The sequence below is a fragment of the Enterobacter sp. T2 genome (assembly GCF_010692925.1).
Taxonomy (GTDB): Bacteria; Pseudomonadota; Gammaproteobacteria; order Enterobacterales; family Enterobacteriaceae; genus Enterobacter; species Enterobacter kobei.
Genome location: NZ_CP048736.1, coordinates 3,187,853 through 3,201,569, shown reverse-complemented (window position 1 = coordinate 3,201,569; position 13,717 = coordinate 3,187,853). Strand labels below are relative to the sequence as shown.

Genomic DNA, 13,717 nt, shown 5'->3' with positions numbered 1-13,717 from the left:
ACAGCCCGTTAAGATGACCTCCGTTACAACGAGAGGTCATAATGGATAACCGTAAATTGAGTCGACTGCGCCGTTGGGCGCGGGAAGGGATCATTTTCTTTTTGCTCGCGCTGGCCGTGATGTGGGGCGTGGATCAATACCGCAAGCCCACACTCCCCGCCAGTTTTAGCGCCACCCGAATGCAAAGCATTGACGGAAAGCGCCACGATATCGAAGCGCTCAGCCAGGAGCGGCCACTGCTGATCTACGTCTGGGCCACCTGGTGTAGCATCTGCCGTTATACGACACCGGCGGTGGATAAGCTGGCAGAAGAGGGCGGTAACGTCATCAGTATTGCCATGCGTTCTGGTGATGATGCGAAGCTGGCTCGCTGGGTCGAGAAGAAAAGCCTGAGTATGCCGGTGATTAACGATCCAAACGGTGCGGTGTCACAACAGTGGCAGGTGAGCGTAACGCCGACGCTGGTGATTGTATCGAAGGGGAATGTGGTCAGTACCACAACGGGCTGGACGAGCTACTGGGGATTAAAAGTCAGGATGTGGTGGGCAGGTCTGTAAAAATAACCCCTCTCCCGGCGGGAGAGGGGTTTTGGATTACTTAGCCAGAACTTCCTGCGCGGTGCGCTCAACCAAAGACAGCAGGGTTTTGATATCCTCCAGCGTCACGGTTGGGTTCAGCAGCGTCAGCTTCAGGCAGGTAACGCCGTTATGCTCGGTCACACCGACGTTCGCGCGACCAGACTCCAGCAGCGCATCACCAATTTTCTGGTTCAGCAGGGCGATACCCGCATCGTCCATCTGCACCTGGCCACGGAAGCGGAACAGCACGCTTGCCAGCTGTGGCTGCATAACCAGTTCCAGAGCAGGCTGCTCTTTCACGTAGGCGGCAACCTGCTGCGCCAGCGTCACGCCGTGATCGATGATCGCGGCGTATTGCTCCTGACCCAGTGCTTCCAGGCTCATCCACAGCTTCAGCGCGTCGAAACGACGGGTCGTCTGCAGAGATTTGGACACCAGGTTTGGCACGCCCGCCTCTTCGTCGAACTCAGAGTTCAGGTAGGCAGCCTGATAGCGCATCAGTTCATAGTGACGTGCTTCTTTCAGCAGGAACGCGCCGCAGCTGATGGTCTGGAAGAACTGCTTGTGGAAGTCCAGCGTGACGGAATCCACCAGCTCAATACCGTCCAGGTAATGACGATACTGCTCAGACATCAGCAGCGCGCCGCCCCAGGCCGCATCAACGTGTACCCAGATGTTCTGCTTCGCCGCCAGTTCAGCAATCGCACGCAGCGGGTCGATAGCACCGGCATCGGTGGTACCGGCTGTCGCGACGATCGCCAGAATCTGCTCGCCGTTCGCGTTGCACTGCGCAATTTTCGCCGCCAGATCGGACAGATCCATACGGGAGAATTCATCCGTTTTCACCTGCACCACGGACTGGTAGCCCAGACCCATCAGCGCCATGTTTTTCTGCACGGAGAAGTGCGCGTTTTCGGAGCACAGTACGCGGATCTTACGCAGATCGCCCACCAGACCGTCCTGCTGAACGGAGTGACCCTGACGCGCGAAGAACGCATCACGGGCCAGCATCAGACCCATCAGGTTGCTCTGAGTACCGCCGCTGGTGAAAACACCTGCGTCGCCAGCCTGATAACCCACGCGGGTACGCAGCCATTCGATCAGTTTGATCTCAATGATGGTTGCGGACGGGCTTTGATCCCAGGAGTCCATACTCTGGTTAGTGGCGTTAATCAGCACTTCTGCCGCCTGGCTTACGACCAGACTTGGGCAGTGCAGGTGCGCCACACACTGTGGGTGATGAACGGACAAGCTGTCTTTCAGGAAGAACTCCACGGCGCGTTCAATCGCCGCTTCGTTGCCCAGCCCTTTCGGGTTGAAATCCAGCTTAATACGGTCGCGCAGTTCCGCGACCGTTTTGCCCTGGTACATCTCAGGCTGTTTCAGCCACTGCATCACAGCCTGAGTGCTTTGTTCAATCGCCTGCTGATAAGCGTCAATGCTCTGCGCAGAGGAGAACAAAATTGGGTTTGAATCTGACATCGTAATCAACTACTCCGGTTACGCCGGGCGAACGCCCGCAGCAAGCAGTGCCTGCTCGAATTTATCCAGGAAGATTTTCAGCTCTTCATCGCTGATCAGCAGAGAAGGCAGCAGACGCAGAACGATACCGTTGCGACCACCACGTTCCAGAATCAGACCCGCTTCGAAGCATTTCTTCTGAATCAGTGCAGACAGCTCGCCGTCGCCCGGGAAGCAACCCATGTGGTCAGCCGCTTCGTGTGGCTTAACGATCTCAATACCGATCATCATGCCCAGACCGCGAACGTGGCCGATGACCGGATAACGTTTCGCCATCTCTTTCAGCTGGCCTTTCAGCCATTCGCCCTGTGCAGCCACTTTGCCTGCGATGTTCTGGTCTTTCAGGATTTTCAGCGTCGTCAGACCGGTTGCCATCGCCAGCTGGTTGCCGCGGAAGGTGCCGGTGTGGTGACCCGGTGCCCATGCGTCGAACTGCTTTTTGATACCGAGCACGGCCAGCGGCAGACCGCCGCCAACGGCTTTAGACATCACGATAATGTCTGGCTCAATGCCCGCGTGTTCGAAGGCGAAGAATTTACCGGTACGGGCAAAGCCTGCCTGAACTTCGTCGAGGATCAGCAGAATGCCATGTTCCTGCGTCACTTTACGGATGCGCTGCAGCCACTCAGCCGGAGCCGGGTTCACGCCGCCTTCACCCTGAACGGCTTCGAGGATCACCGCTGCAGGTTTACGCACGCCGCTTTCAACGTCGTTAATCAGGTTGTCGAAGTAGTAGGTCAGCGCTTTAACACCCGCTTCACCACCGATACCCAGTGGGCAGCGGTATTCGTGCGGATAAGGCATGAACTGCACTTCTGGCATCATACCGTCAACTGCTTCTTTCGGAGAGAGGTTACCCGTCACGGACAGTGCGCCGTGGGTCATCCCGTGGTAACCACCTGAGAAGCTGATGATACCGCTACGGCCGGTCACTTTTTTCGCCAGCTTCAGCGCCGCTTCAACGGCGTCAGCACCGGATGGACCGGTGAACTGCAGGCAGTACTCTTTGCCCTGACCCGGCAGCAGAGAGAGCAGGTATTCAGAAAACGCGTCTTTCAGAGGCGTCGTCAGATCCAGTGTATGTAACGGCAAGCCGCTGGTAATGACATTTTGGATGCTTTTCAGCACATCAGGATGGTTATGTCCAAGCGCAAGGGTCCCTGCACCTGCTAAACAGTCAAGGTATTCTTTATTATCTGCATCGGTGATCCACACGCCTTCTGCTTTAGTGATCGCTAAAGGCAGTTTGCGCGGATAACTCCTGACGTTAGATTCAAACTCGGCCTGACGGGCCAGATAGGTTTCGTTGCTTTTGTGGGCATCTACAGTGTCAATACGGACTTTATCCGTCATCATATCACTCCTACAACCGCCGCTTCGTTATGAGCCACGATTGAATAAAAAGTTAAAAAACAGATGGGGCCTGAAAAAAACGCCGCCAATATAGAGCCTTTTGCCACGGGGCTCAATGGTTAATTTGTTTACTGTTTTGTGACATGGGTTACAGGGGCGGGTTTATCCCCGTTTAAGGAGAGGAAATTACACTTTATGGTAAATAAAAACAGCCTGTTACGTACTTTACGCCCTGATTGTAAAATCATAAAAAAGAGTGTGGCAAATTGTGCGATTCGCTTGATGAAAAGGAGGTAAGCCGCCTCCTTTGCACGCTTATTTCTGCGACCTGTGCAAAAAGCTGCGGTCAGGATGCATGCGCAACGGAATCACGCTTTAAATATGGACTTTCAACACGTGTGGTTTCCAGGTGTTGCTCACCGTTAATAATATGCAGGGCGCTCAGGCGACCAATTTCATAATGCGGCAACTGAACCGTAGAGAGCGGAGGGAGGAAGAGTTCCCCAATGCCGACCATATTGTCGTAGCCGATAACCGCGACATCCTCGGGAATGCGAAGCCCTTGCGCCAGTAGCGTCTGATAGACCATCAACGCGATGCGGTCGTTGCCGCAGATCACGGCGTCGAACCGTGGGACACCATTCTGGATGCGCGCCAGCAACACTGAGGGAATGTCACGATAGTGCTCATCGCCGGGCGCCATATAGTTGTGCTCCAGGCTATCCGGGTCGATTCCCGCTTCAAGGCATGCGCGTTCCAGCCCCTGACGGCGTCGGGTTGTGGCCAGGTGGCCCGCAGGCAAATGCAGGCAGAGTGGTTGTTGATAGCCCTCCGCAAGCAACGCGCGCACGGCGGTGTACTGCCCCAGTTCGTCATCCGGAATATAGCTGGCTACCCGTTCACCGTCACTTTCGCAGTTGGCCAACACACAGGGTAGGGTAAGCAACTTAGCCGGGAGAGGAACCTGACGTAGCCCCATGGTGGTGTAAATAATCCCGTCAGGCCGATGAGACAGGAGAAGGTCGACAATGGCGTCCGGGTTATCATCGCTAAACATATTCATCACGAAGCTGTTCCAGCCGTGCATCCTGGCGGTCTCTTCAATGGACAGCGTAATCTCCACCGAGAAAGGTGTCGTCACCGTATCAAGGGCCAGCACGCCGATGGTTTTAGGTGAGGCATGTGCACCACGTATCTTCTTGGCGGACAGATCGGGCACATAGTTGGTCTGCTCGATGGCCCGATGTACGCGCGCCAGCGTTTCCGGTTTTAGGCGCTCCGGGCTGTTAAGCGCACGTGATACAGTCATCAGAGACACGTTCGCCAGCTTTGCGACGTCCTTCAGGGAAGCCATTTTCTTACTCCGTCAATGATCTGTAAGAGAGAATATACAACTAAGTAAATGATGTAAAAGGAAATCCTGTTCTGGGGTAGTGTCGTGCAGCGATCACAGATGAATATTTGATCGCGATCGCACTCCTTCAATGTTAACGTTAACTTTCGTGATTAACATCATAAATCTTAGTCAAACAGCATGAGAATAAAATTATGTTAACGTTACCATTGCGTCATTACTCCAACATGAGAATGTCATGATGAAAACGCATCACTCTCACAGCTACCCTTTATTGAGCGCATTACTGTTTTTCTTTTTTGTGACCTGGTCGTCTTCCGGCTCGTTGCTTTCTATCTGGCTCCACCAGGAAGTGGGCTTAAAGGCAGGGGATACCGGCATTATCTATGCCGTGCTTTCAGTCTCTGCGCTGTTTGCTCAAATCTGCTATGGATTCATTCAGGACAAGCTCGGTCTGCGAAAAAACCTGCTCTGGTTTTTGACCAGTCTGCTCATTCTTTCGGGTCCGGCGTTTTTGCTGTTTGGTTATCTGCTGCAGATTAACGTTTTACTCGGCAGTATTTTCGGCGGGGTTTTTATCGGTTTGACGTTTAACGGCGGGATAGGGGTACTGGAATCCTATACCGAGCGCGTGGCACGCCAAAGCCAGTTTGAATTCGGCAAAGCGAGGATGTGGGGATCGCTTGGCTGGGCAGTGGCGACCTTTTTTGCGGGACTCTTGTTTAACATCGATCCGAAGCTGAATTTCGCCGTCGCGAGCTGCGCAGGACTGGTGTTTTTTATTTTGCTGGCGCGTCTCAGGGTCTCTTCGGCACCGCACGCCATGCAGGAAGCGGTCTCCGGCGGCAAGGTCACGCTGGAAGACGCGCTGCGCCTGCTGACGCTGCCACGCTTCTGGGCGCTGGTGTTTTTCGTAATCGGGACCTGTATTTACGGCGTTTACGACCAGCAGTTTCCGGTCTATTTCTCCTCCCAGTTCCCGACGTTGCAGGAAGGGAACGCCATGTACGGCTACCTCAACTCCTTCCAGGTTTTCCTTGAAGCGGCGGGGATGTTCTGCGCTCCCTGGCTGGTGAATCGCCTCGGCGCGAAGAATGGCCTGATTTTCGCGGGAATGGTGATGGCGATGCGTATGGTGGCATCGGGACTGGTTGAGGGGCCGGTATTGATCTCCATAACCAAACTATTGCACGCAGTAGAACTGCCTGTTTTGCTGGTCTCAATCTTTAAATACAACAGTTTACATTTTGATAAGCGGCTCTCTTCCACCCTTTATCTGGTGGGCTTCGCCTGTACAAGCTCGGTAATTGCCTCAGTCCTGTCGCCGCTGGCAGGTTACAGCTATGAGAAATACGGTTTTGCCCAGTCTTATCTGATTATGGGGCTGTTAGTGTTCAGCACCACGTTTATCTCCATCTTCCTTTTGCGCTCGGGTAAGTCCTCTTCTGACCCGCTCATGCCGCAACCTTCCACTATCTGATCGAAAGAGTAGAGCAATGACGTATTCCATTACGAAAGCAGAGCAGGAACTTCAGTCCAGACGCGAGGGGCTTAACCTGCGCTGGTATCCGCGTTACCACCTCGCTGCACGCGCTGGCTGGATGAACGACCCTAATGGCCTGGTCTGGTTTGATGGCTGGTATCACGCCTTTTATCAACATCATCCGTATTCGACCCAGTGGGGCCCGATGCACTGGGGCCATGCGCGCAGCAAGGATTTAGTTCACTGGGAACATCTCCCGGTTGCACTGGCGCCAGAAGGAGCAGAAGACAAGGATGGCTGTTTTTCCGGATCGGCAGTGGTGGATGGCGATACGCTTGCGCTGATTTACACCGGACATAAATTCCACGGCGATCCTGATGATGAGGCAAATCTTTACCAGGTGCAGTGTCTGGCGACCAGCCGTGATGGTATTCATTTTAGCCGGGAAGGCATGGTTGTTGACACGCCGCCTGGCCTGCATCACTTCCGTGACCCGAAAGTGTGGCGTGAGGGGGAGAGCTGGTACATGGTCGTCGGTGCGCGGGACGGCGAAACGGGTCAGGTGCGCGTGTATCGCTCTGAAGATCTGCACGCGTGGCAGGATATGGGCGTGCTTGCGGTGGCAGAAAAAGAGATGGGGTATATGTGGGAATGCCCTGACTTTTTCACTCTCAATGGCAAGCGCGTACTGATGTTTTCACCTCAGGGAGTGGTGGCTGAAGGATACAAAAATCGTAATCTATTTCAGAGTGGCTATCTGTTGGGCGAGTGGCAGCCTGGTCAGCCTTTTGTGCGAGAAGGTGAGTTTGTGGAGATGGATCGCGGACATGATTTCTATGCGCCACAAAGTTTCCTGACCCCTGATGGCCGCCGCATCGTTATCGGCTGGCTGGACATGTGGGAATCCCCACTGCCGGAGCAGGAAGATGGATGGGCTGGCATGCTCTCTTTACCGCGCGAACTGACGCTGAGTGCGGATAACCGCCTGCAGATGCGACCGGCCAGAGAGGTCGAAGGCCTCCGGGGAGAGTGGTTCCCCTGGCCAGTAAGTACTCTTAAAAACCAGCAGATTACTCTGGTGGAACACTGCGACGCGATGGAGGTCATGCTGAAGTGGGATTGCGCCAACAGCGGTGCAGAGCAATACGGCATTCGTTTTGGAGATGGCTTACGCGTCTATGTTGATGCGCAGATGCAGCGCCTGGTGCTGGAGCGTTATTATCCGCAGTATGGCCTGTGCGGTACCCGAAGCGTCGCGCTTGATATGAACGACACGCTAAACCTGCGCCTGTTCTTTGACAATTCATCGGTAGAAGTGTTTGTCAATGAAGGGGAGGCGTGCCTTAGCAGCCGTATTTACCCTGATGCAGAGTGTCGCGAACTGGCGTTGTTCGCGTGGACCGGGGCCGCTTCGCTTATCGATGCCGGAGCATGGCAATTAGGGTAAACGAATGACGTCAGGAATAACGTCCTGAATTTCCTGACGTCATAATCCGTATGGTCTGCAAATAAAAAGGCGACAGGCGACGCCTTTGTTTTACGTTGCTTCTTTACTCACCGCCGATCTGCTCTGACAGAGTAATAAACGAAGATGAACAGGTGATTCCTTTCCCGGTCTCTGCTGTGATGAGTACCGCGATAAATCGAAACCCCTTGCGCCTGGCACGCCGCCGCGGTTACACTAAACAACAGCAATAAGCGTTAATTAACTCATTGTTTCAAAAGTATTTTGACTCGGGGTGCCCTTCTTTGTGAAGGCTGAGAAATACCCGTATTACCTGATCTGGATAATGCCAGCGTAGGGAAGTCAGATGCCTCACCGGTCATCGCTTCTTCACGCAAGGCAGGAGCGAACCCATGCAGCCTGACCTGCTCGATTTACACGTTTTACATCATTTCCGTATCCGTTCTCCGCTTACCCATTGCATGACCAACGATGTCGTACAGACCTTCACGGCTAACGTGTTGCTGGCGCTTGGCGCATCCCCTGCGATGGTGATTGAGGCCGAAGAAGCTGAACAGTTTGCCGGGATTGCCGATGCCCTGCTGATAAACGTCGGCACGTTGACCTCGCCACGCGCCCAGTCGATGCGTCGGGCGATTGAAAGCGCGGTGGCGGCAGGAAAGCCCTGGACGCTGGACCCGGTGGCCGTGGGCGCGCTGACGTTCCGCACCCGCTTTTGCCACCAAATTCTTGCCCTTAAACCGGCCGCCATTCGCGGCAATGCCTCCGAAATCCTTGCCCTTGCCGGAATGAGCGCCGGTGGGCGCGGCGTTGATACCACCGATACCGCGGTCAGCGCGGTGCCAGCTGCACAGGCGCTGGCCCGTCAGACTAATACCATTGTGGCGGTGACGGGGGAAATAGATTACATCACTGACGGACAGCGCACCCGAACGGTTGCGGGCGGCGACCCGCTGATGACCCGCGTAGTGGGTACGGGCTGTGCGCTCTCCGCCGTCGTCGCGGCCTGCTGTTCGCTGCCGGGCGACAGGCTGGATAACGTTGCCGCCGCCTGCGGATGGATGAAGCGTGCCGGAACGATTGCCGTTACGCACGCTCGCGGGCCAGGCAGTTTTGCCAGCGCGTTCCTTGATGCGCTTTATACGCTGGAGGAGCAGGCATGAAACGGATTAACGCCCTGACCATTGCCGGTACCGACCCCAGCGGCGGCGCGGGTATCCAGGCTGACCTGAAAACCTTCTCGGCCCTCGGCGCGTACGGCTGTTCAGTGATTACCGCGCTGGTGGCGCAAAATACGCGCGGCGTGCAGTCGGTTTACCGAATCGAACCGGATTTTGTTGCCGCGCAGCTTGATTCGGTGTTCAGCGACGTGCGCATTGATACCACCAAAATCGGCATGCTGGCCGAAACGGACATTGTTGAAGCGGTGGCAGAACGACTGAAGCGTTATCAGGTGCAAAACGTGGTGCTGGACACCGTGATGCTGGCAAAAAGTGGCGATCCTCTGCTTTCCGCTTCCGCGGTTGAGACGTTGCGCCAGAAATTGCTGCCGCAGGTGGCGCTCATTACCCCTAATCTGCCGGAGGCCGCCGCGCTGTTAGGCACATCGCATGCGCAAACTGAACGTGAAATGAAAGCGCAGGGAAACGCGCTGCTGGCGATGGGGTGTGGCGCGGTGCTGATGAAAGGTGGGCACCTCGATGATGCTGAAAGCCCTGACTGGCTCTTTACCCGCGACGGAGAAGTGCGTTTTACCGCCCCGCGCGTACAGACAAAAAATACCCACGGCACGGGCTGTACGCTCTCTGCCGCGCTGGCGGCGCTGCGTCCACGGCATGACAATTGGGCCGATACGGTACGCGAAGCGAAGACCTGGCTCTCGGCGGCGCTGGCAAAAGCCGATACTCTGGAAGTCGGTCACGGTATTGGGCCGGTTCATCATTTTCATGCATGGTGGTAAGCCAGTATACTGGCAGGAAACACCACGTCTGAGAAAACAGAGATGGAACAAGCGCATACCCGATTAATCGCTCAACTGAATGAACGGATCGCCGCGGCCGATAACACACCGCTGTACCTGAAATTTGCCGAAACGGTAAAAAACGCGGTGCGCAGCGGGGGGCTGGAGCACGGGAATATTCTGCCCGGCGAACGCGATCTCAGCCAGTTAACCGGCGTGTCGCGCATCACCGTGCGCAAAGCGATGCAGGCGCTGGAAGCCGAGGGCGTTGTAACGCGCGCCCGGGGTTACGGAACGCAAATCCACAACATCTTCGAATATTCGCTGAAAGAGGCGCGCGGTTTTTCTCAGCAGGTGGTGCTGCGCGGTAAAACGCCCAACACGCTGTGGGTCAATAAACGGGTGGTAAAATGCCCGGAAGAGGTGGCCAGCCAGCTGTCGCTTGAGCCTGAAAGCGAGGTGTTCATGCTGAAACGCATTCGCTATGTTGACGACGACGCGGTGTCGATTGAAGAGTCCTGGGTGCCGGTCGGGTTAATTCCCGATCCGGATGCGATTGGTATTTCGCTGTACGATTACTTCCGCAGTCAGAATATTTTCCCGCAGCGTACCCGTTCACGGGTGAGCGCCCGTATGCCGGACAGCGAGTTTCAGGCGCACATCAAGATGGACGAAAAAATACCGGTGCTGGTGATCAAGCAGGTTGCGCTTGACCAGCAACACCGGCCGATTGAGTACAGCATCAGCTACTGTCGTAGCGATCTATACGTCTTTGTGTGCGAGGAGTAGTTCCTCGCGAGTGGGGGCGCAATCACCGCCGCGGTGGCTGACCACCCAGGACGCCACGGCATTCCCCAACAGAATGGCATCTGCCAGTGACCATCCTGCCGCCAGCCCGGCGAGCGTGCCGCCCGCATGGCTGTCGCCTGCGCCAATGGTATCCACGACCGTGGCCGGAAACGCCGGAACAACGCCTGAAGCATCGCCGTCATACCAGGCTGCGCCGTCTTTATCATGACGGACAATCAGCGCGGCGCCGAAACGCCGCTGCCATTCCACGCCGAGGTTTTCAGGCTTCACCCCCAGTCTTTCTGCCGCAATTTCTGCTTCCTGACGATTAAGCGACACGATCGGCCTGCAGGCCATAATCCGCGCCATAAGGGGGGCGGGAATATCCCCGATGCGCGGGCCGAAATCGATCAAGGCCGTCACCTCATGTAACCCTTCCAGCCAGCTCGTCAGCAGCTCGCCGCACGGTGAGGCCAGCTGATATCCGGACAAATAAACCAGGCTGTGTGATGGTACAGACAGCGTATCAAGCCAGCCCGGCTGCCACTGGTTCTCCACCCCGCTAAACGACATAAAGGTGCGCTCGCCGTCAGGCTCTACCAGCGCCAGGCACCAGCCGTTGTCGCCGGTTTCGGCCTCCACGGCGCTGTGCAGATCCTGTTTTGCCATCGCGTTGCGGATAATATCCGCCCACACGCCGTGGCCGACGGGAAGGGCGTTTTGTGCCGCAATGCCGAGTCGTTTCAGAGCGATGGCAATGTTCAGCGCGCAGCCGCCGATATTCACACCCTGCTGTTTAAGTTCGATATCGCACCCGCGCCAGGGCAGGGCGTAGGCGTCGGCGATGACGTCAATCACCGCCGCGCCCAGCACCGTCACCGGGCGTGTGGCATACAAGGTTTCGAGACGTCGGGCAAACGAGTTCATACGCCCTCCCTTTGCTCCCGGTAGTGCAGCAGTTTTTCGCAATAGTGGCCGAAATCGAGCTGGTTGACGGCGTCGAGCTCGGCCTTGAGCGCCGGATCAATCGCCTGCACGCCATGCAACGCCCCGCAGATGGCCGTTGCCATCGCGCCAATGGTGTCGGTGTCGCCGCCCAGGTTGGCACACAGGACCGCGCAGCGGTTCGGGTCGGTTCCCGCCAGTTCCACCATCGCAATGGCCGCCGGAACGGATTCAATGGTGCTGGTTCCCGCGCCCGTGAGCTGATAAATCTGCTCGCTGGCGGAGTCGATGCCGTTAGCTTCCCGCACTGTCTTAAGCGCCAGCTCAATACGCGCTGCCAGCGATGCACTGAAGGTGGTCGTTTTCGCCTCCTGCGCATAGCGGGCGATACCCGGCAGGGCATCGACGATGTTCTGCCAGCGTTCCCCGTCGATGGCGCGGGAAACCGCCCAGGCAATCACCACCGCACCGGCGATGGCAAGATCCGATTTATGGGTCGGGCTGGAGGCCAGTGCCACCTGCTCCACAAAATGTTCCAGACGCGTGGCCGGGAGCAGGCAGCCCAGCGGGGAGGCTCGCATCGCCGCCCCGTTGGTCACGCCGTTGTTTTCCAGTTCACTGACCGGTTTACCGTCACGGATCGCGTTTAGCGCGATTTTCGATGTCGGGCCGAGTACGTTCTTATTAAACGCGTCGAAATCGAGCGCCCAGTTCAGGATATGTTTGCCGATAACCTCCGCATCAATCTGTCCGTCGCATTCGATAATCGCATCCGCCAGACACAGCGCCATCGAGGTATCATCGGTGAACTCGGCCTGCCTGAAATAACAGGCTGCATTATTCTCTGCCGGGCCGGGTAAAAAGCGGTCGATCCAGCCGAAGTGCGCCTTAACGCGCTTTCTCGGCCACAGCTCTGACGGCATGCCCATCGCATCGCCTAATGCCTGCCCGTAAAGGGCACCGAGAATACGGTTTTGCTTCATTTAACTTCCCCTTGTGTCAGCGCGGCATCGCCATCAACCACCTCAATTGCAGTGATCTCTTTGTCCGATTCGCGGAAAAACAGCATAAACAGCACGGCGATCACGGCAATCATGATCCCACCAAATGTCCACATTCCGGCCCAGTTGAAGGTCAGCCCATTCACCGGCTCTTTGTAGGCGAACATTTTTTCCATCATCACGCCGCCCAGGCGGTAACCCAGCAGGCTACCAAAACCCTGACAGCACAGCGTAATCAGGCCTTGCGCGGCGGTGCGCATATGCGCCGGCGCTTTTTTATCCACGTAGATATAGGCGGTGACGTAGTAGAAGTCGTAGCTCACGCCATGCAGCAGAATACCGAGGAACAGCAGGGCATAGGTGAAGTACTGTTCCGCGCCGCCGTAAACGAAGAATCCATAGCGAATGGCGGCCGTAATCAGACCCAGCAGTAAGACCTTCTTAATACCAAAGCGTTTGGTGAAGAACGGCAGGGCCAGCATAAAGAAGATTTCGGAGAACTGACCGAGCGTCATCCAGCCGGTGGCGTTTTTCATTCCCACTTCGGTGAGATAGCCGTTGGCGAAGATGTAATAGAAGGCCAGCGGCATGGCGAATAAAAATGAGCAGAAGAAGAACACCAGAAAGTTTTTATCACGCAGCAGGATAAGGGCATCCAGACCCAGCATCACTTTGAAATCCAGCTTGCCGGTACTCTTCGGCGGCGTGTCTGGCAGGAACAGGGCAAAGACACCGAGCAGGGCGGAGCTGGCTGCCGTCATCAGCAGCGGAATATTGGTATCCGAGATGTCGCTATAGCCCAGCATTTGCGGCAGGAATCCGCACGCCAGCCCGGAGGCGATCCAGCCGATCGTTCCCATCACGCGGATGCGCGGGAAATCGGCCTCGACATCGCCCACGTTGGCGAAGGCGATACTGTTGGTCAGTGCGATGGTGGGCATATAGGTCAGGGAGTAAGCCAGCAGCAGCGGGAAGAAGGTGCTGAACTGGGTTTGCTGCGCGGCGAAGTACATCAGAATGGCACCGGCAAACATCAGTACCGCCAGCACTTTCTGGGCGGCGAAGAAGCGGTCCGTCAGCGAGCCGACCAGAATAGGCGAGAGAATAGCGGCAATGGCGGTACAGGCATAAGACCAGCCGATTTCCCCGGCGGTAAACCCGCTTTTACTCAGCCACAGCCACAATGGCACAAACCAGGCGCCCCAGATAAACCATTCAACGAACATCATGAATGACAGTTGGACTTTCGTTTTCATTTTTTAATCCTG

12 protein-coding genes and 1 riboswitch are annotated in these 13,717 nt (G+C 56.1%); of the genes, 6 read left to right on the top strand and 6 right to left on the bottom strand.

Features of this window, described 5'->3' with window-relative positions; all coding sequences use genetic code 11:
• Positions 1 to 41 precede the first annotated feature (41 nt).
• The gene (locus G0034_RS15490) at positions 42 to 557 is read left to right on the top strand and encodes a protein disulfide oxidoreductase (protein WP_179121077.1); all 516 of its coding nucleotides are present in this window, start codon (positions 42 to 44) and stop codon (positions 555 to 557) included.
• 36 nt (positions 558 to 593) lie between these two features.
• Here the strand turns inward: G0034_RS15490 and G0034_RS15485 are convergent, their stop codons facing one another.
• The 3 genes from G0034_RS15485 to G0034_RS15475 form a co-directional block, all read right to left on the bottom strand.
• Positions 594 to 2,060 carry a pyridoxal phosphate-dependent decarboxylase family protein gene (locus G0034_RS15485; RefSeq protein WP_014884534.1) on the bottom strand — a complete coding sequence of 489 codons (1,467 nt, stop codon included), beginning with the start codon at positions 2,058 to 2,060 and terminating at the stop codon, positions 594 to 596.
• Positions 2,061 to 2,078: 18 nt separating this feature from the next.
• Complete coding sequence (locus tag G0034_RS15480) at positions 2,079 to 3,455, bottom strand: diaminobutyrate--2-oxoglutarate transaminase (protein ID WP_014884533.1); 1,377 nt, start codon at positions 3,453 to 3,455, stop codon at positions 2,079 to 2,081.
• Between the two features lie 343 nt (positions 3,456 to 3,798).
• On the bottom strand, positions 3,799 to 4,806 hold the full coding sequence (locus G0034_RS15475; RefSeq protein WP_014884532.1) for a LacI family DNA-binding transcriptional regulator: 1,008 nt from the start codon (positions 4,804 to 4,806) through the stop codon (positions 3,799 to 3,801).
• 238 nt (positions 4,807 to 5,044) lie between these two features.
• Between G0034_RS15475 and G0034_RS15470 the strand changes: the two genes are divergently transcribed.
• From G0034_RS15470 to G0034_RS15450, 5 genes are all read left to right on the top strand, one after another.
• Entirely contained in the window at positions 5,045 to 6,286 is a 1,242-nt protein-coding gene (locus tag G0034_RS15470) for an MFS transporter (RefSeq protein WP_014884531.1), read from the top strand.
• A 16-nt stretch (positions 6,287 to 6,302) separates the two neighbouring features.
• Positions 6,303 to 7,736 carry a glycoside hydrolase family 32 protein gene (locus G0034_RS15465; protein WP_176260743.1) on the top strand — a complete coding sequence of 478 codons (1,434 nt, stop codon included), beginning with the start codon at positions 6,303 to 6,305 and terminating at the stop codon, positions 7,734 to 7,736.
• A 278-nt stretch (positions 7,737 to 8,014) separates the two neighbouring features.
• A riboswitch (TPP riboswitch) is annotated at positions 8,015 to 8,111 on the top strand.
• A gap of 35 nt (positions 8,112 to 8,146) precedes the next feature.
• Positions 8,147 to 8,917 (top strand): hydroxyethylthiazole kinase, encoded by a 771-nt coding sequence (gene thiM / locus G0034_RS15460; protein ID WP_179121076.1) that lies wholly within the window; start codon positions 8,147 to 8,149, stop codon positions 8,915 to 8,917.
• Entirely contained in the window at positions 8,914 to 9,714 is an 801-nt protein-coding gene (gene thiD / locus G0034_RS15455) for a bifunctional hydroxymethylpyrimidine kinase/phosphomethylpyrimidine kinase (protein WP_023337531.1), read from the top strand. The genes thiM and thiD overlap by 4 nt, the downstream gene beginning before the upstream one ends.
• Before the next feature lie 42 nt (positions 9,715 to 9,756).
• Positions 9,757 to 10,503 (top strand): GntR family transcriptional regulator, encoded by a 747-nt coding sequence (locus tag G0034_RS15450; protein ID WP_179121075.1) that lies wholly within the window; start codon positions 9,757 to 9,759, stop codon positions 10,501 to 10,503.
• Here G0034_RS15450 and G0034_RS15445 read toward each other — a convergent pair.
• From G0034_RS15445 to G0034_RS15435, 3 genes are read right to left on the bottom strand one after another with little or no spacing between them, the layout of a single operon-like run.
• Positions 10,477 to 11,430 carry a PfkB family carbohydrate kinase gene (locus G0034_RS15445; RefSeq protein ID WP_111969856.1) on the bottom strand — a complete coding sequence of 318 codons (954 nt, stop codon included), beginning with the start codon at positions 11,428 to 11,430 and terminating at the stop codon, positions 10,477 to 10,479. The genes G0034_RS15450 and G0034_RS15445 overlap by 27 nt on opposite strands.
• Complete coding sequence (locus G0034_RS15440; protein WP_179121074.1) at positions 11,427 to 12,431, bottom strand: ADP-ribosylglycohydrolase family protein; 1,005 nt, start codon at positions 12,429 to 12,431, stop codon at positions 11,427 to 11,429. Before G0034_RS15440 ends, G0034_RS15445 begins: the two co-directional genes overlap by 4 nt.
• The gene (locus tag G0034_RS15435) at positions 12,428 to 13,705 is read right to left on the bottom strand and encodes a nucleoside permease (protein ID WP_014884524.1); all 1,278 of its coding nucleotides are present in this window, start codon (positions 13,703 to 13,705) and stop codon (positions 12,428 to 12,430) included. The genes G0034_RS15440 and G0034_RS15435 overlap by 4 nt, the downstream gene beginning before the upstream one ends.
• Positions 13,706 to 13,717: the final 12 nt, after the last annotated feature.